An 18,460-nucleotide genomic window follows, 5' to 3' on the forward strand; every position below is an offset into this window, starting at 1 on the left:
GTAACCACATTGTTAACACTCTATTGAATGGCTTGCGCAAAAGGCGCAAGCCACTGTTAGCGGTACTGAGGCTCTTTATCACTAAAGATAGTCAGCGAAGCGTGGTTGGCGAAGGGGCTTGAAATTGCGGCAGTTTCTACGCAAACAAAGTGTTTGTAGTCATCCGGATGGGTATCTTTTAAGCTGTGACCGGTTTCCGTCCAGGGGGACCATAGCATAACGTCACTGTGGCCGGCCTGCACCAGCTTAATGGTGCGTTGATGTGCTTTATCGAGGATACGTACCGTTTGCCGAGCTTCGTTGCTGGCCGCAAAACGCTTTTCGGTGGGACCGGTGATCATAACCTGTTCGGGCTCTTGAACGCGCTGACGGTTGGCGAGGTTATCAATGGACGGGCTGCCCAATCCCTCAATCAGGGTTTGTTCAATATCGCCAACGTTAAAATAGCTGTGAAAGGCACCAAAAGCCGGGGTTGGCGCCGCAGCAGTAAAAGCCTGCAAGGTCATCGACATCGTCAGGATTTCACCAATCAGATATTCGAGGGTGAGACAGAAGTCGTGAGGGTAATGAGGAGAGGACGTGTCAGCGCTGGTTAACTGATACACGAGACGGTGAGTGCCCGCTTCTAACTGCCGATTCGACACTAACCGCCAGTCAGCAATGCGAGCAAAACCATGGGATGGTGCCAAGTCACCCGAATCGCCTTTTAAAAACCACGGCCAGCAAAGCGGAATACCACCGCGGATGGGCTTGTCCAACGACATCAGGTTTTCGTCGGCGCACCAAAGTACATCGGCTTGGCCCCGGGGCTGCCAGGATAAAATCTGACCGCGCTGATGGCATACTTTAAAGCGGCAATGGTCGTTTTGATAATCCGTTATCATCGTGTCCTCCCGAATGATGCGTTAAATCGCCAGAGCTTCTGCACAGAGTAAACCGACGATAACGATCAATACCAGCAATAATCTACAAATCGATACAGCGAATGCTTACAGACAACTCACGTAGCGAGTGCTTTAATTAACAGGCTTTCGAGCATAGACACTTAGCTTCCTTAATGTAGTAACGCCCAGGGGGCCTTGACGGCGGGAGAGACCGCAATTTCATTCCTTAAGTGAGTTGTAGCGCCCCACAAGTTCTGCTTGTGGGGCGTTTTTTTACTTATTAGCCGCATAGCTCATTAAACTTCTTAATCATTCTAGACGTCGACTGATCAAATTCTTCAGACACATTACTATCTGTTAAAGCTTCCATTAACTTTACAGCAATCTTTTTTCCTTTCTCTACACCAGGTTGGTCAAACGAATTCAATCCCCAATAAACTCCTTGAACAAATATTTTATGTTCATAAGCAGCGATTAACGCACCAAATTTTTCAGGCGATAGCTCATCAATTACAATCAAATTGCTAGGATGACCACCGACATAATGCTCCCGTGACGACCGGCCATTTGGTGAGCCATTGAACATTAACTGTCTGTGAGCTAAACAATTGGCGACCGCTAGCTGCTGCTGTTCCGCCAAATTTTTGGCTACATCGTCACTGAAGGCTATACCGTCTCGCCGAAACACCATAATAAAATCAGCTGCAAATTCATCATAACCCTGATGTAAATGCTGATAAAAAGCATGCTGTCCATTTGGACCAAAGCCGCCCCATACAATTGGACCCGTGGGAATATCGAGGGCGTTACCATCTGCGGTTACTTGTTTGCCATTACTCTCCATATCGAGCTGTTGCAGGTAGTCTGGTAACATTGCCAAACGCCCGTCGTATGGAAGAATAACCAGATTGTTAATTCCTAACTCGCTTCTATTGTAGATCCCGTACAAAGCCATAAGTAACGGTAGATTTTCAGTATCAGGAGCTTCTAAAAAGTGCTTATCCATGGCTCTAGCACCCTCAAGCATCTTTTTGAATACACTCAAACCACACTTAAGCGCAATCGGTAAACCAATAGCTGACCACAGTGAAAAACGTCCACCGACTCCCTCACCAAAGGTGACCTGGTGCGCAACAGGAATACCGTAGTCTGTCATCTTGGCCGCACTTGAAGATACTCCAATTACATGATGTGCCAGCCACTGACTGTGAGACATCACAGAAGCGCACCAACTTTTTATCGTCTTGATATTCGCGAAGGTATCAATCGTGCTAAAAGATTTTGATGCCAAAATAAAAAGTGTCGTTTCGGGATCAATCACTTTAAATAAGCTATATAGCTGAGCTCCGTCCATAGAAGATACAAAGTGAACATCTATACTTTGACTATCATTACAAAACTCTGCGAGGGCCTCAGTAGCCAAACGAGGTCCCAAGTCGGAACCTCCTACTCCAACATTAACAACTGTTGAAATAGACTTTCCTGTTGCGCCCCGCCATGCTCCTCCTCGGACTCGTTTAACAATATCATCAAAGCGAGATGGTCTTTCTGCCGACCCAACAACGGAGTGTGAGCTTCTACAAAGCACATGTGTCACTCTACGTTGTTCACTCTTATTAATGAAATCGCCCTTCAAAAGCTTTTGCTTTGTATCAGCAAAGTCAAGCGGCAATTTGATTCTGTCGAGCAACTCACCCGAATCAATGCGCTGATAAGAAGTATCTAAAGCAAGTCCTGCTCCAACGACCTCGGTCATTTCTAATTCCCTTTAGTTTAATTGCTTACCTTGTAGTTTTGCCCACTCCAATACAACAAGACGAATAGCCGTCTCATATAAAAACACTTCATTAATGGCCGCGTGACTGGGCAAGTTTATAAAATCAACATTACTGTTTTGTGACCCAATGATATTGGATGACGTAGATATCACTATTACAGGCAGGCTCCTCCCTGTAATTTTATTAACCGCATCTAGTATGTAGTCGAGTTCACTTGATTTTGGGTTGAGCATTAAAATGGGCTTGGTTTCATCAACAATGGCAAGCTGACCATGTTTAAACTCACCCGTAACGACAGCATCAGCCCTTAACCGACAATTTTTTCGCAAGTATGCAGCAGCTTGCCTAGCCAACGCATAATGAACGCCCTGCCCCAAAACAAATAGGCTTTTGTAATTTCGCAAGCGCTCCACAACACCGTTTAAACAATCGCGCTCATTTAACAAGTTATCGATTTCATGAGGTAAGTTTTTCAGCGCTTGTTTATGTTTTCTTCTATCATCACTGCTGGCTTCTAAAGCTAAATTAAGAAGGTTCAGCATCAGCTCAGCACTGGTCTCAAATCTGAGGTTTCCTAACTCGATATTTGTTAAGCCGTTTACACTTGCAATCTCTTCCAGTTCTTGAACATTTTCATCAACAGTAGCCAAACGCACGACCAGCGATCCAGAGGGTAAGAATGGTTGGCGCCCCCAAAACTCAGAAGTCATGTCTGCGATACAAACAACACGAAGTGCATACTCAAGCCACTCTTTTGCCATAAGAGCAACATTATAACTTTCGCCTGAGCCTATTAAGTAAACAAATTTAGCATTCCTCAATTTATCAAGGAGTTCAATATTCAGTGAGTTTTCCTGAGCGTTCACCAGCTGAGTGGGCATCAAATAAGTATCAGCTTCAAAGAATGAGCGATACTCTGGCAATAGACACCGTTTTTTTATATCGGGCGATAAAGTCTCCCGAACCGCAGTAACAGCCTCGCCTTCAGCATCATAGATGCAGATTCCTTTATTGGATACCTGCAAGGTATTTCCAGCATCGACGGTAATAAATTCGCCAACTAAAGGCTTTAATACATCTCGCGAGTTGGATAAAAAATATTCACCAAAGCCAACCCCAACAAATAAGTCGTTGCCGAGTTCAAGTGTTAACGTTTCATTTTTCCAAACGACAACTGGCTTTTTATTCGTCCAGCCTAAACCAACATGAGGCGCAATTTCTTGCGCCTCATGTCTAGCTGGTAACGTTGCCTTAAGCAATGTTTCCCAGTTGCGTTCAGAGAATGTAATTAAAAACAAATTGTCTTCCATAACCTTCTCTTAAACTAAGTAGGTACCATCAGGGTATCTTACTTTAACAACGACAATAGGTATTTCCCATAATGAGTTTTTTTAAGTTTGTTGCCATGCTTTTTCAATTGCTGATCTGAAATCCAGCCATTTTTCCAGCTAATTTCTTCAAGACAAGCCACTTTTAAACCTTGTCGGTGTTCAATTGTTTGCACATAAGAGCTTGCCTCTAATAGCGAGTCATGTGTACCTGTATCTAGCCACGCAAACCCACGCCCAAGCCGTTCCACGTTAAGACTTCCGCGTTCCAGGTAGGCATTGTTAACACTGGTTATTTCTAGCTCTCCTCTATCTGAAGGCTCTACAGTTTTTGCTATTTCTACAACATCATTGTCATAAAAATATAATCCTGTAACCGCATAGTTAGATTTTGGTTTAGCTGGCTTTTCTTCGATAGAAACTGCTTTGAAGTTTTCATCAAACTCGACCACACCAAAACGTTCGGGGTCATTAACCATATAACCAAAAACAGTCGCCCCGGTTTCTCGCGATGCAGCTCGTTTTAACTGTTCGGAGAAGTGCTGACCATGGAAAATATTATCACCGAGAACGAGACAAACTGGGGAGTCACCAATAAATTCCTCACCAATAATAAATGCCTGAGCTAGACCATCTGGCGATGGTTGCACAGCGTACTCGAATTTAAGACCGAACTCTTCTCCATCACCTAATAACTTTTCGTACTGCGGCAAATCCTCTGGTGTTGAAATAATTAGGATTTCTTTAATACCAGCCAACATCAATACCGATATTGGATAATAAATCATCGGCTTATCATAAATGGGAAGCAACTGCTTAGAAACGCCCCGAGTGATCGGGTGTAATCGAGTACCGGAACCGCCGGCTAATATAATTCCCTTGTATTCCATAACAGGAGATCCTTATAGTTAATTTTCTAAATATTCTTTTAATGTCAACGCTAGCTCGCTTTCCCAAGACGGTAAGATAATACCCAAAGCTCTCTCAAGTTTGGTGACATTCAATCTCGAATTAAGCGGTCGGGACGCCGGTGTCGGGTAATTGCTAGTCGTGATACCGCTAACATCATTTGGTGTAAGAGCCAGTTTTTCGTCTGCCTCTAAAGCCTGTGAAAATATTTGCTGAGCAAATTCTTTCCATGAAGTCGAACCATTAGGCACGGCATGGTAGACTCCAGATTCTGGGCGTTTAAGCAATATTAACAACACAATGCTTGCTAACAACCTAGCGGAGGTTGGCGCACCGATCTGATCATCAACCACCGTCAACGCCGGCTTATCTCTCGCTAAACGTAACATCGTTTTCATGAAGTTATTACCTCGAGCACTATAAACCCAGCTGGTTCTAAGAATATAGTGATCGACAACGCCATCTAAAGCATTCATTACGGCTTGATCACCCGCAAGTTTTGCACACCCATAAGCATTAGTGGGATTAGTGTTCGATGTTTCGCTCCAGGCCGTTACTCCATCCCCCGGATAAACATAATCAGTAGAAAAGTGCACCAGCGGAATACGGTGTATTGCAGCGTAGTCGGCAAGCAACTTTGGTAGTTCCGCGTTTAATTGCCAATTTGCTTCAGCTTCACTTTCCGCTTTATCTACTGCCGTATAAGCAGCCGGGTTAACGATAACTTCTGGAGTCTCATTTTCCAGAAAAGCACGAACTGCTTTAGCGTCATTTAAATCAAGCTCTGCTCGGGTTGGAGCAACAACTTCGCCGAGTACATTTAAGGCTCTGGCCACCTCAAATCCGACTTGCCCTGTACCCCCTGTCACTAAGATTTTTGACCGTTGCATATTACACATTACCCTGGCGATAGGTGCCATCTAATACCCGTTGCCACCACTTTTTGTTGTTTAAATACCATTCAACGGTTTTGCGTAATCCAGTTTCGAAACTTTCCTCAGGTTTCCAGCCGAGCTCACGCTCAATTTTGCTCGCATCGATTGCATATCGTACATCGTGCCCTGGACGATCTTTTACATAAGTAATTAAATCAGAGTATGCAGAAACACCATTTGGTTTCTGTGGTGCTAGTTCTTCTAGTAGCTTACAAAGCGTTTGTACCACTTCTATATTCTGCTTCTCGTTATGCCCACCAATATTGTATGTTTCACCAACCTCTCCATCCTGAGCAACTAAAACAAGTGCACGAGCATGGTCTTCAACAAACAACCAGTCACGAATTTGCTTCCCGTCACCATAAACCGGCAGGGCTTCTCCGCTCAACGCCTTTAAGATCATTAATGGGATCAGCTTTTCTGGGAAGTGGTAAGGTCCGTAGTTGTTAGAGCAGTTGGTTACCAAGGTAGGCAATCCAAAAGTGCGCTGCCAAGCCCTAACTAAATGATCTGAGCTTGCTTTGCTAGCGGAATATGGCGAACTAGGAGCATAAGGCGTCGTTTCGGTAAATAGGTCGTCAGTACCATGCAAATCACCATAAACTTCATCGGTCGAGATATGGTGAAAGCGAAAACCCTTGGCTTTTTCGTCCGGCAAACCTTTCCAATACTGCCTTGCACATTCCAATAGATTATAGGTACCTACGATATTAGTTTGGATAAATTCGGCAGGCCCGTCTATTGAACGATCAACATGACTTTCAGCCGCTAAGTGCATAACAACATCGGGCTGAAACTCTTCAAACACTTGGCTCATTGCATCCGCATCGCCGATATCAGCCTGCACAAAGTGATAGCGTTCGTTATTATCAACTTCGTGTAGTGACTCCAAGTTGCCGGCATAAGTTAATTTATCAACATTAACAACTTTGTGTTGTGTATTGTTAATCAATTCACGTACTACCGCCGAGCCAATAAACCCGGCTCCTCCTGTAACAATAAAAGTCAGCATACTCTTTCCTTGAAAATTATTTTTACTGCAATCAAAAGTTAGAATTTAGTTTTCGAATATTTTTATCGAATAATGTCACTAAAAAAATTACGCCAATGCAATTGTTGGGCGCGAGGGTGTTCAATTTTTGCGATGAATTGCTTTAACAAAGATGCCTGCACTCCGGCACAATAGTCTTCTTCCACCACACAATCGTCTCCGTTTGCCAACAGCAGTTTTGGTGTTAGTCTGGAGAGCACTTCAGTCAATTTTTTTTCCGTATCCACTATCGTTGTTATTCGTTTACGGGCCGTTATCGACAAACATTCAGAAACCTCTTTATTGATAATAATCGGAATGCCCAAAATATAGGCGTCATTAATTAATAAAGTAAGGTCATCAGCTCGTTCAATAGCTACGGTACTATCCAAACAAATAAAGGCGTCACTAGCAAAAAGCTGGATTGGAACTCCTTTCGATGCTGATACGTCAACGTCAAATACTTTATGGGAGTTAATGACATACTTTCCAAAAGCTGCCAACGATACACCATTTATCTTTATGCCCAGGTTACCCCTTGCACTCTCTCGAATGTCATTCAAAAACCGGTAACGTTGAGATGTACGAATCAGAGGTAACTCAATAATGGCATCGGCCTGGGCTGCAAGAAGCGCCTCGGAAATAGATGACCGCTGTAACTCAACCAGTTGTCCGGAACAGACTACAGGCACCGGTTGGCCATCATCTACTGAGATGTCCACAAGAGCTTGAACCAAACCTTCATTTGGCACCAGAATGACTTTTGCTCCCCATACCAATTGATACCCCACAGCCAATATCAATTGATGATATAAAATAGTGATGTCGCTTGCTGACCGCACTAATAGCACATCCAGCGGCTTCGTAACCAAACTATCAAACAGGGCATCCAGCGAGCTTACTGTGCAATTACTTAGATCTTCGCAGTCTATTAGCTGGAACTCAGCAGAGCTTTGTAAAATGTCGCTTGCTGAAAGTCTAAAAGCATTACTGGCTGATACCACTCCAACACGGCGAGTGCTCGCGTTTCGACTACGCAGCCAGTAACGTTTTGTCTGCTCAAAGCTATGGATGAGGGTTCTAAACTCGTTACCCAACGTTTTCGCAACGTGCCAATACCCTTGCATCGCTTCGACATAGTGACCGGCTCGTAATAACTTGTTGGTACTGGCCAGCGTAGTCAATTCAGTTAATTCAGGAAAGTGGCGCACCTTCTCAAGCCTAGGCCTGTATACCTGAATTTCTCTCGCCCGGTCGAGTTTGTCGACTTTCCAATCCAACACGGCAAAACCGTCTGCTTCATAATGCCGTAAATCGTCGGCGACAATATGGTTATTCCACCGCTGCACATAAACCCATCGGTTTTGCTCTATATTGAGGCGCCGTCCCTCGGACTTTGACTCATGATGAACAACAACACTATCAGGAACATAAGCGGCTTGTTTTCCCGTTATTGCACTCAACCTCAGACAAAGGTCCACATCTTCCTGACCATTGATAAAAATTGGGTCGAAACCTTTAACTAAAGCAAACTCTTCACTGTTGAAGGCAACACACGCTGCAGTAACTGCTTTAAACGTACGGGGCTTCTCAGCATGGCACTCACTTGGCGACATCTTCGCGTATATGGGATATCCCAACGGACTTTTGTGTGAAAACACCACTCCCATACATTGTATATCACCATCGGGATAAACCAGCTGTGGTTGGGCAGCAAATACGTCGCCAACCGTTAAACGTTCAATTAATCTATCAAGCCACCCATTAGTAAGTTCCGTATCATTATTTAAAAACACCACATACTGGCCTCGCGAAGCAACAAAACCAATGTTGCAACCCAGCGCAAAATTAAGATTTCGCTTATTTCGAAGGATTTTTAAATTTTTATGCTTCCCTGCCATTTTAGCCAGTACAACACGAGTAGCCACGTCACTCCCGTTATCAACACAGATAACCTCAAATTCGGTCGCATTATCAACACTAAATAAGGAGGTTAAGCACTGGAGCGTAAGGTTGGGCTGATTAAAGACGGGAATAACTATTGAAACTAAGCCTGATTGTTTTTTTCGCTTCTGCCAGTTGGACCAATCAACATGCTTTTGATTATATTTTGCCAATTGCCAAGCAACGCTGTAACTCAGTTGCTCACTATACTGGCCAATCGTTAGATAATAAGTAATCGAGTCTATTGCACCAGTAATTGCCCCTTCAGTAGGGTAAGCCTCGACATCTAATAGCTGGGCTTCATTAAATAATCTGTGGTTTTGCTCAAGATGAAGCAGGCTTTCTGCTAACTCACGAGTATATGCTTGATTAATACCTTGCCCAATGCCGACTCTCTGCACGACAAACGCTCTGTCAGCAAGGCTTTGTGAACCTTTATGTAACAAAGCAACTTCAGGCGCGTGAGTGCTTGTTACGGCTTCATTTTCCAGCGGGCTACAATTTGATACTGCCACGAGCGCAAAGAGCCGCTCTAACGCGTGAACCCACTGGCCATCCGCTGAGTAATTAGATTCAAATTTATGTTCATTTTTCTGGCACCAGCTTACTAATGAAGACAATGTTGTTGGTTTGGCACTAAACATCGTTCCGGCAAAAAAGCCCCAGTCCCTATCAGGCAAGTTCAGCAAGTCAACTGCATCAGTTATCTCACGTATCGTTTCACCATTTTTAAAAGCCAGCCGCTTAGCTGATAAAAAAAAAGGCGCTAGCCCGGCTATGCGAACGGCAGAGTCTCGCTTTAGTACCTCATTGACCGCTTGAATATAGTCATCCGATAACATATCGCCCAGTAACTGATTCCCCCAAATAGCGCTGAGTTCATCTGCTCCCCGCTTGATGTGTAACTTAGTAACTATTTCGTAAGAATGCTCAATAAGTTCTGGCAATAGCTTTAAGAACGGCAGTATGTCCATTCCCCGGTTTTCAAAGACTCGTACATGGGCGGATAAACCCAAGTTTTCGATCACGGACACGATGCTATCGTTAGACTCTGGCGGGCAGGTTATCCATAGGTCAACATGTACATTCAGTGCTTTCAAGCGCTCTAATAAAAAACGCGCCCGCTCTACGTAAAAACAGTGTATAACGAGGGCATGTGATGATGTAGTTGTGGTAGTCATTCAATCAGACGTTAACCGAATGCTTTTAATCTTAACTGCAGGACACATTCACCATTTTGGCGTTCATGATTCAGGCGGTTGAGAGCGTCGTCATTCAAGATCAATTCAAACTGCGGATCGTGGCCAATACTAATAAAGCAGGTTTGTTGTTTTTCGTCCTCAAAGTTATTAAATACCTCAAGATGACCCAAGTGCTTAAGTTCAGCAATAGAGTGAGACCAGAGCCAAAGCGGTTGACCATCATTTCCTGAGATAGCTATCGAGTCCACAATAAAACACCCCTCAATGCCCGCAAAGTCCAACCTCAACCTTCTAATTTCAGCATTATCTTTTGGAAGCTCAAAACTCAGTTTCGCGAAGCCCTCATTAAGCCGATAGGAACGCTTCACTGTTTTATCTTCTGAAAAACCTTCGTCCTTCCGACACCAGTATAGTGTCGCTTCTGCATTTTTTCTTTGCTGTGATGCCTGTAAATCTCGTACCTTAAAGTCCCCTAATCGTATTTTTTGAACATGCTCGTGGTCGACAAGTGTCAGCCCTTGCGCCCTTCGAGACAAGTTTTCCATAACGGTTGCAAAACTTGTTAACAAAGCTTCTGACAATTCGATACCATAATGTTTCAACAGGCTATTTAACAGTGCCTGTTTCGAAATGAGTTGATCATCAGCCGGCTTTGCAATCGACGTAATAGTCGTCAGCGTAATAATTAAGCCTCGATACAGCACCAACTCGAACGGCAACTCATGTTCAAACGACCATTCTAAGTCGATAAAAACTGTGTAGCTATTATTGTTACCTACTACCAAGTTACGAGGAACGGCATCTAGGTAGTCTTTCGGTAGCCAACGAGTAAACTGCTGCCAGGCATGTTGCTCATCAGGCAATTCAATACTTGTGACCTCAAGTAAATCGCGTTCCAAGGCTGATACCCAAATATCGATCACGTCTATTAAGTCAGTGATTTGCCAATCTTTTCTTTGCAACGCCTGATGAACCAGTTGGCTATGGAGTCTGCCATGAACGTAATCTTCTACTGCAAAGTCATTATTAGGCCAATCAGACGAAACTTTACGACGATTTACGTCAATTTTACGGTCACTAGCGGTAAACACGATTTCCTGACTTGCCGCCTGCGTTCGTTTGGGTGAGTAATAACTTGCCAACCTAGAAGATAATATATCAGAGGGGCTCTCATCAACTGGCGGGACGTTAGTGCCGTTATCTTTTCGGGCGAACATCAAAAAAGAGTTTGCCAGATCTGCAGAAAGGCCATTACGACTAATAACATCCCAAGCACTTTCTAACGAAAATAACGGGTTAGCGATGCCCTGCCGGTCATAATAGGCGGTATTTGCCAGCAAACTGCCCAACTCAAAATTTTCATTGTTATAACCCGCCGGGTGAACAATAAGACTAGGTAGTTTATAGTCGGGCAAAGATAAGTGAGTTTGAACACTAGAGAACCCGGCTTTTTTTATGCGCTTCTCCAGCTCTTTGCGACCAAACGTAATTGGCGTATTCTCCCCGTACGTGTCGTTAATACCGGCCATTAGCCCAACACCGTGATCTTCTGGTGCACCGGCAAAATACTTCAAACCGAGCTGATTTTCGATCGCAACAATAAGCTGTCCGCCAGGTTTTAAATACGTTAGCGCTCGCTGCAGGACATAGTGAATGGGATCGTCAGCATCAACATATATTTGTGAATATTCGAGCACACCGATTAAGGTGACAACATCAAACTGCGCTTCAAACGGCACGTCCTGTAACTTATCCTGAATAATTGTCACATTTTTCAGATCGCGGCAACGCTCAGCCGCTATCGTGGCGCGCTGTATACTGCCTTCAACCGCAACCACTTGCCCAGCGTGCTCTCCTAAAAACCGCGTGATCGCACCACACCCGCAACCGAGCTCTAAAACACTCGCACCAGCAAGGTCCCCAACAAAAGGCCTCAGCAGGTTGGTTCGGTCAGCTGATAAATGGTACTCGCTCGGCCAATCAGTTTGATGCGGTAAGAGTTCCGATGAAAACACACTGACATCGTTACAGGACTTTACAGCATCCAAGATGCGTTGCTCTATCGCATCTCCATCAGAGTAACCAAATTCGTCATCGGATAGTCGCGCCCAAACGTTGTTTTCAGGTAAAAACGCGTAGGCATCTCCCAAAAGCTGATCAATACTGTCCAATTTAAGTGATTTATTGGCTAGCTTTCGCTCATGAATCATAAAATTTATATCGTAACCCACTTCGTTAGTTAACTGTTCTTTTTGATTCTGAATACGGGCACTAGACAGTTGCTTTGAGAACTGGAAATCAAAACTGAAACTGCTCGATAACTGAAAATAGTGTTCGGCAATATCAACGTGATCAGCTAGATAGTTGGCTTTGGCTAAACTGTTGTAAATACCACCAAGAACCAGCGATGCAGACTCATATTGAGCAGATGAAGGTGCCGTGGAACCTTTACCGATGAAGCACCTAGCTGTATCGAAATCACCGTATTGATAACACGCAACAGCGAGCTTCATTAATGATTGAGCAGATAACGAACTAGAAATGCTTCCACACTCGGCATGTAACGTTTTCCAGTCGCCCACGTACCATGCGGATTCTATGGTTCCATTAATTTCGTGATTTTTTGGTGGCATGTTATTTTATTACTCTTGGTTCAAGTCAAGCAAGCAGGCCGTAGACAATACGCTGGTTATGCAATTTGATTCTAGCCATTTATTAGCGTTATTTACCTCACTCCAGCTTGACACAAAAACAAAGTCCAAACCAGCGTATTGTGCAGACTCGTGGTCGTATTTGCTATCACCAATAAAAAGTGCTGGCTGCTGAATATTCCCAGTTTCTAATTCACGATCCAAGATGTCTTTTTTGGGAGTGGGGCTGCCAAAAATACCACCATCAAAAAGTGATGCTAACCCCCGTTTTTCAAACACCAATCTCAGCTCATCTTGGTCGCCGCCAGATACAATCAACCAACGGCTGTCGGGGGTTTGTTTGCGGAGCTTCTCAAGCCCTTCGGCAACGTCGCAAGTTAATAAGCCATCAACAACCTCTGTTGCATAGCGCTCTAGCAACTCATCAAGCCCTGGACCTTTAATATTACCTGCGATTTCCTCTAAGAAGTGTGCGAACTTTTTGTACCGTGATATACCTCCATTTTCGGTATGATACTTAACAAAGGTACTAGCTGCCTTTTCACCATAGGGTAACGTAGCCTTATAAAAGGCCTTGGTTTTTACGTGGTTTGAATTTAGAACAACACCATCGCAATCAAAAACTAGTGTCTTATATTGACTCACGCTTCGCATCAATTAATTTGCCTTTCTTGTGCCCACTCAATCATTTTTAACATACCGTCGCTAAAATTAGTTAAGCTTTTGACGTAAGAACCTTCGAGCAATCGAGTAGGATCTCCGGTTTGTCCATGAATGTCGCCCCTAGTTGAGCCTGAAAACTGTGTAGGCTTAGCGAGCTTGACTTTATTTTCGATAAATGTGCATACCTCATTTACTGTTGTGCCCTTACCAGTACAAACATTAATAATGCTTTTAGCCTTTACATTGGCCTCTAAAACTGAAACAAAGGCTTGAACCACATCATCGATGTAAACAAAATCACGAAACCTATCACCGCTGCCCTTTACAAGAATTTGTTTCTGTCTCAAAGCTTGTGCCAAATATATACTTGCCATACCCTGATTAAGGTTATCTAAATTCTGTCCTGGCCCATAAACATTGAACAGCCTCAGTGATGTACAATTTATTCCATATTCTTTCGAGTACAGACTCAGGTAACGTTCACTTGCAAGCTTACCTACAGCATAAAATGATACAGGGTTAACTGTTTGCTCTTCACTTAATAATAATGGATTTTCCTGTTCTCCATAAACAGTTGCAGAACTAGCAAAAATAAACTTTTTTATATTCTTCTCTATTGCAATTTGTAACAAATTAAGTGTGGAGGTCACATTGGCATTAAGATCATAGATGGGATCTGAATAACTTACATCAGCACTACTTTGCCCTGCGATGTGAAGAATGCCATCAAAACTATACGCTGCTAACAGACTTTTTAAGTGAGAAGAACTTACATCAAGCTTAATAAATTCCACATCACTAGGTATATTTTCTAACTTCCCTGTAGATAAGTTATCTACACCAACGACCTTGTAATTTCTTTTCAATAGATCCTTTGCAACAGCTGCTCCTATAAAGCCTGCTACCCCCGTAATAAGTACGTGTCGTTGCATGATGATTTATCCTAGTTTGTTTTTACGAAGCCAATTTTCAGTTCTACCTAGATCTTCAATCGTGTGTACATCAAAGCTCTCATCTACCACTAATGGTTTTATTCTATCACCCAGAAACGTCCATGGTTTTTGGCCTTTAGCACTATAAAACGAGTTTTTTAAATTCATTGCCCAAAAACTGTGGCAAAGAAAAAAGCAATCACTGAGCTCTTGTCTATTAGTGGAAACATTTTCCTCTCCAAAGTCAAAAAAAGGAATTAACTCTCCGCTATCATTTAATGTTTTTGCCCTATACGGGTGGTGATCTTGATCTTGATAAACAGGTACAACAGCAGACAACTCCGGCTCAGCTTTCAATATTTCAACCGCTGTTTTGATCCATTCCGGCTTTATGGTTCCGGTATTTGCCATTAATACTACTAACACATCAGTACTTTCATCAATTTTCTGTAAAGCATGTCGTATAACATCAAGGTGTTTAGCTGTTGCTGTAGCAAGCTCTAACGGCCTGACTATTTTCGTGTAACCTATTTCCTCTGCAGCTGAAAGAATCTTGTCACAGTCACTGCTCACATAGAATTCATCAATTACCCCGGATTTTTTCGCGGCAGATGCTGGATAGTACAATAACGGTTTGCCTAAAACTGGTAGTACATTTTTATCTTTAAGAGTGTTACCGCCTCTTCCCGTTAATAAAGCTGTTATTTTCATTTCTAATTATCTCTATATAAATTGTGTATTCAACAGCGGTTCGAGGTGAAAATAAATTTGCATGCCTCGGTAAAAATATTCACATCGACCGAGTAGGCGATGTAGTCAAAGCCCTGCTGTTTAAATTTTTTAAGGTTTTCAAGGCTATCACAAAACGTTCCCAGCGCGACATCTGCTGCCTTTGCTTGCTCAGCTATTTTCTGCATCAACTCGGTCACTTCCGGAGCATCAACTTCGCCCGGTTTACCGACTGATTGCGATAAGTCGTATGGGCCGATAAACAGTACATCAATGCCCGGAATCGCAAGGATCTCTTCTAGGTTATTGACGCCTTCTACCCCCTCAACCTGCAAGATCAGTAACTTTTCATTCGCTGATGAAAAATAATCACTTTTGTCCTGCGTTCCAAAGTTTGCTGCACGCACGAAACGGCACACACCGCGACTGCCTTTCGGGTGAAACTTGGCCGCCGAAACAGCTTGCTTGGCCTGTGCAACCGTATTAACGTTTGGCACTTGAACGCCATCAGCCCCCGAGTCCAATGCACTACCTATGCTGTGCTCGTCATTCGACTTAGCCCGGATAATTGAATGGACTCCGCCTAATTTAGCTGCTCTTACATGGTTATGGACCGTTTCATAAGATACTGGACCATGCTCCATATCGATAATGATAAAGTCCAACCCCGCATAACCGCATGCCTCAACGAACGCACTGTCGGTGGTCTTACTAAAACACCCTAGTGCGGTTCGAGCCTGAAACGTTTCTTTTAGTGACATTTATCCCTCTCACAAGCCGTAAATGCTTTTCGCTGGCAACGAGTACCGCGTTGGTGTCAGTGATGTCAACGGCACAACATCACCCGACTCAACATACGTATGGAACAGCGCGTTCATTTCAACATTTCGCGGATCATCCGCACCATACCCATCAAATCCGACCATCGATACAGAAGATGCTTTACCACTGTTTATTACCGCTAACGCATACGCCACAACTAACGATGTCGGAACCGTACAGGAATGCTCATTAAATACAAAAGTATTCGCTTTAACATTCAAACCAAAATCATAAATTTCTTTAGAGCTTAACGAGCTTTTCACATCATCAGGCAACATACTATATGGCGTTATCAGCGGGTGGGGCAACTTCGCGTGCTGGTCGCAATCTGCCAGTAGCCTGACTGGATGACAGGCAATACGAATATCGATAAGACTAGCATCAATATCTGATTGGGTATTAAGTGCCAGAACCAGCGGTTTATTTATTTTGATATGACGTTCAATAGCTACCTTATGACTTTTTATACCGGGCCCCGTGCCTATCAACAGAACTTCCCGACCTTCAAACACCGACGATGGGGACCAGCCGCCTGATGCCTCACCATTATAGAAATGACGCGCCGTATCTAACGTATCAAAGCTGAACTTCTTGCCGCCCTCCTTACGCAGGTGCTCAATCACGGCCAACACGTCTTCTTCGCTGAAACGAGCGTCGCTGAGCATTTCCTGAATATAGGTCGGGTGGATACCGTATTTGCCTGACAAGTAGTAGTATGGATTCGTACCCCAGCCATAATGCTGTTGCATCGGCTTAAAGTACTTACGGATGATGGTCATCAGTGGCACGATATTCAGTGGTGTTCCGCGACGCTGCGCAATCTCAATTGCCAGCTCTTCGGTGCGCGAGTTACCCGGTCCCCGTCCCATACCGGTTACCGTAGCATCAACCCAAGTCACGCCGTCATCCAGTGCTCGCAGGGTGTTAGACAGTGCCAGACCCAGATTATCATGAGTGTGGATACCCAACTCGCCTTTCCATTCGCTGCGCAGCCAGCCAATGATGTCAGACGCTTGATCGGGACTCATGCTGCCCATGCTATCGGCGAAGTACAGTGCGTCCAGCTCATAACCCGAGGCCACTTTTGCAAGCGCTTTAATTTCCGCTTCGCTTCTATCAGCTACCTGCATCAGGTTAAAACCGACCAAGTAGCCCTTATCTTTTAGCCAACTTACCGCGTCCAGCGCTTCCTCAAACTCATGCACATGGCAGGCAATACGGACTAAATCAACCGGCGAATCCGATGCTGAGGCCGGAAACAACGTTTCCAGCGCAGTCGTCATTGATTCAAGGCCCACCAATTCACTGGCATTGACCATGACTCCAACCGTTAAGCGAGCCGGGATTGGTAGGCTGCACAGATAGTCGTCCGTAGTGTACGCACAAGCGCCTTTAAAGCCGCTGTTCTTTAATGAGCGCAGACCAAGCTCCACCATATCGACACCGGCAGCCTCCATGGCTTCGAGATACTCGTTGACCAGCTCAGGGTCAAAGTTCCAGGCATTATAGTAACCGCCATCTCTTAACGTGCAATCTAACAACTTCATTGAGTTCACCTACATTTTCAAAAAATTAAATTCGATTCTAAATTTCAAAATATCGCCACTCTATATAACTAGCTAAAAATTTGTAATCATTTAGCCATCAAAAACACAGTGCTAAAGATCAACAAGCTTTGGGATAATCGAGGTTATTCAAATACTCTTTAAATAAAGACTCATAATGCTCTATCGCACTTCGGAAATAGTCACTAAACTTTAAGTTCATTGCCAGAATAGAGCTTTCAGATTTAGTTGATTCCAAGAGAATGAGCATAAAGGTTGCCTTTAAAACCGGACATGAGTCTAAAACTTCTAAATTTTGAGTAATATAAATATCATACGCATCATCACGTACTATTCTATTTGAAAGCATACCACCCCAATAATGAATCTGTTTTTCAAGGTTAGGGTTTTTTTCGGGCTTAATTGAATAAATTAATCTAAACGTATTAGCAAACCTTTCAGTAAATAAGGAATTTGATATAGCTAGAGCGCATGCCCGTTGGGTTATATCTCCAAAATCTATAAATGTCTGAACGACCGACCAGAGACTTCTGACAGTTAAGATTTTGGATATTACGTTAAAATTTTTTATAAAAAAAGACTCAAAAAACTTCCAGTCCTTATCTATATACTGATAACTTTTACCATCAAACCTTCCTCTCCACCCAAAAGCGCGCTTCCCTCTTCTAAGTCTTATCATTAATAACTTAAAGGCTATTATATCTGGATATTTCTCGAATATCTGTTCTGTAGATAAGCTCTGAATGGAAAAGTCTTTCCGATCAGTAACTTGAAATTGTTCGAACTTATCTCTCCATTCTAAATATGAACCGCAAAACTTAATAATCTCAAATTTTTCGTCATCAGCCTTTAACAATAATGTAAAAAAATTACCTTCTAAATTATCGTTAAATATTCTAGATGTATCAAATCCACATTTGATATTTTTTGTGAGCTCTAGTTTTAAGACATCAGGTCGATTCTGATCTATTGGCACTATAAAATTTCTTCCTAAAGCATCGCTTATACTAATCTTATTATTGATATAGCGAGGTTCAGAAACCCAACCTGATAACTTCCCATTATCGTAATCAATTGAATAAATCATT

General features: G+C 43.3%; 14 protein-coding genes. All 14 read right to left on the reverse strand.

The window, feature by feature from the left end; translation table 11 throughout:
* Positions 1–56: 56 nt before the first annotated feature.
* On the reverse strand, positions 57–884 hold the full coding sequence (locus CWE23_RS03925) for a D-hexose-6-phosphate mutarotase (RefSeq protein ID WP_126819566.1): 828 nt from the start codon (positions 882–884) through the stop codon (positions 57–59).
* 280 nt (positions 885–1,164) lie between these two features.
* The gene (gene pgi, locus CWE23_RS03930; RefSeq protein WP_126819567.1) at positions 1,165–2,640 is read right to left on the reverse strand and encodes a glucose-6-phosphate isomerase; all 1,476 of its coding nucleotides are present in this window, start codon (positions 2,638–2,640) and stop codon (positions 1,165–1,167) included.
* Positions 2,641–2,652: 12 nt separating this feature from the next.
* Complete coding sequence (locus CWE23_RS03935) at positions 2,653–3,972, reverse strand: SIS domain-containing protein (protein ID WP_126819568.1); 1,320 nt, start codon at positions 3,970–3,972, stop codon at positions 2,653–2,655.
* Between the two features lie 38 nt (positions 3,973–4,010).
* Positions 4,011–4,880: a glucose-1-phosphate thymidylyltransferase RfbA gene (gene rfbA, locus CWE23_RS03940; RefSeq protein WP_126819569.1), complete on the reverse strand. Its 870-nt coding sequence runs from the start codon at positions 4,878–4,880 to the stop codon at positions 4,011–4,013.
* Between the two features lie 18 nt (positions 4,881–4,898).
* Positions 4,899–5,789: a dTDP-4-dehydrorhamnose reductase gene (rfbD, locus tag CWE23_RS03945; protein WP_126819570.1), complete on the reverse strand. Its 891-nt coding sequence runs from the start codon at positions 5,787–5,789 to the stop codon at positions 4,899–4,901.
* A gap of 1 nt (position 5,790) precedes the next feature.
* On the reverse strand, positions 5,791–6,843 hold the full coding sequence (gene rfbB, locus CWE23_RS03950) for a dTDP-glucose 4,6-dehydratase (RefSeq protein WP_126819841.1): 1,053 nt from the start codon (positions 6,841–6,843) through the stop codon (positions 5,791–5,793).
* A gap of 65 nt (positions 6,844–6,908) precedes the next feature.
* Complete coding sequence (locus CWE23_RS03955; protein ID WP_126819571.1) at positions 6,909–9,989, reverse strand: glycosyltransferase; 3,081 nt, start codon at positions 9,987–9,989, stop codon at positions 6,909–6,911.
* A gap of 11 nt (positions 9,990–10,000) precedes the next feature.
* On the reverse strand, positions 10,001–12,643 hold the full coding sequence (locus tag CWE23_RS03960) for a class I SAM-dependent methyltransferase (protein WP_126819572.1): 2,643 nt from the start codon (positions 12,641–12,643) through the stop codon (positions 10,001–10,003).
* A gap of 9 nt (positions 12,644–12,652) precedes the next feature.
* The gene (locus CWE23_RS03965; protein WP_126819573.1) at positions 12,653–13,315 is read right to left on the reverse strand and encodes an HAD family hydrolase; all 663 of its coding nucleotides are present in this window, start codon (positions 13,313–13,315) and stop codon (positions 12,653–12,655) included.
* The gene (locus CWE23_RS03970) at positions 13,315–14,256 is read right to left on the reverse strand and encodes an NAD-dependent epimerase/dehydratase family protein (RefSeq protein ID WP_126819574.1); all 942 of its coding nucleotides are present in this window, start codon (positions 14,254–14,256) and stop codon (positions 13,315–13,317) included. The genes CWE23_RS03965 and CWE23_RS03970 overlap by 1 nt, the downstream gene beginning before the upstream one ends.
* A gap of 6 nt (positions 14,257–14,262) precedes the next feature.
* On the reverse strand, positions 14,263–14,967 hold the full coding sequence (locus tag CWE23_RS03975) for an acylneuraminate cytidylyltransferase family protein (protein ID WP_126819575.1): 705 nt from the start codon (positions 14,965–14,967) through the stop codon (positions 14,263–14,265).
* Positions 14,968–14,996: 29 nt separating this feature from the next.
* Positions 14,997–15,746 (reverse strand): HpcH/HpaI aldolase family protein, encoded by a 750-nt coding sequence (locus tag CWE23_RS03980; RefSeq protein ID WP_126819576.1) that lies wholly within the window; start codon positions 15,744–15,746, stop codon positions 14,997–14,999.
* 9 nt (positions 15,747–15,755) lie between these two features.
* Positions 15,756–17,354 (reverse strand): aldolase catalytic domain-containing protein, encoded by a 1,599-nt coding sequence (locus CWE23_RS03985; protein ID WP_126819577.1) that lies wholly within the window; start codon positions 17,352–17,354, stop codon positions 15,756–15,758.
* A gap of 118 nt (positions 17,355–17,472) precedes the next feature.
* A complete protein-coding gene (locus CWE23_RS03990) occupies positions 17,473–18,459 on the reverse strand; it encodes a hypothetical protein (RefSeq protein WP_126819578.1) in 987 nt (328 codons plus the stop codon).
* Position 18,460 lies beyond the last annotated feature (1 nt).

Origin of the sequence: Idiomarina aquatica, from assembly GCF_003987185.1 — a bacterium.
GTDB classification, from domain to species: Bacteria; Pseudomonadota; Gammaproteobacteria; order Enterobacterales; family Alteromonadaceae; genus Idiomarina; species Idiomarina aquatica.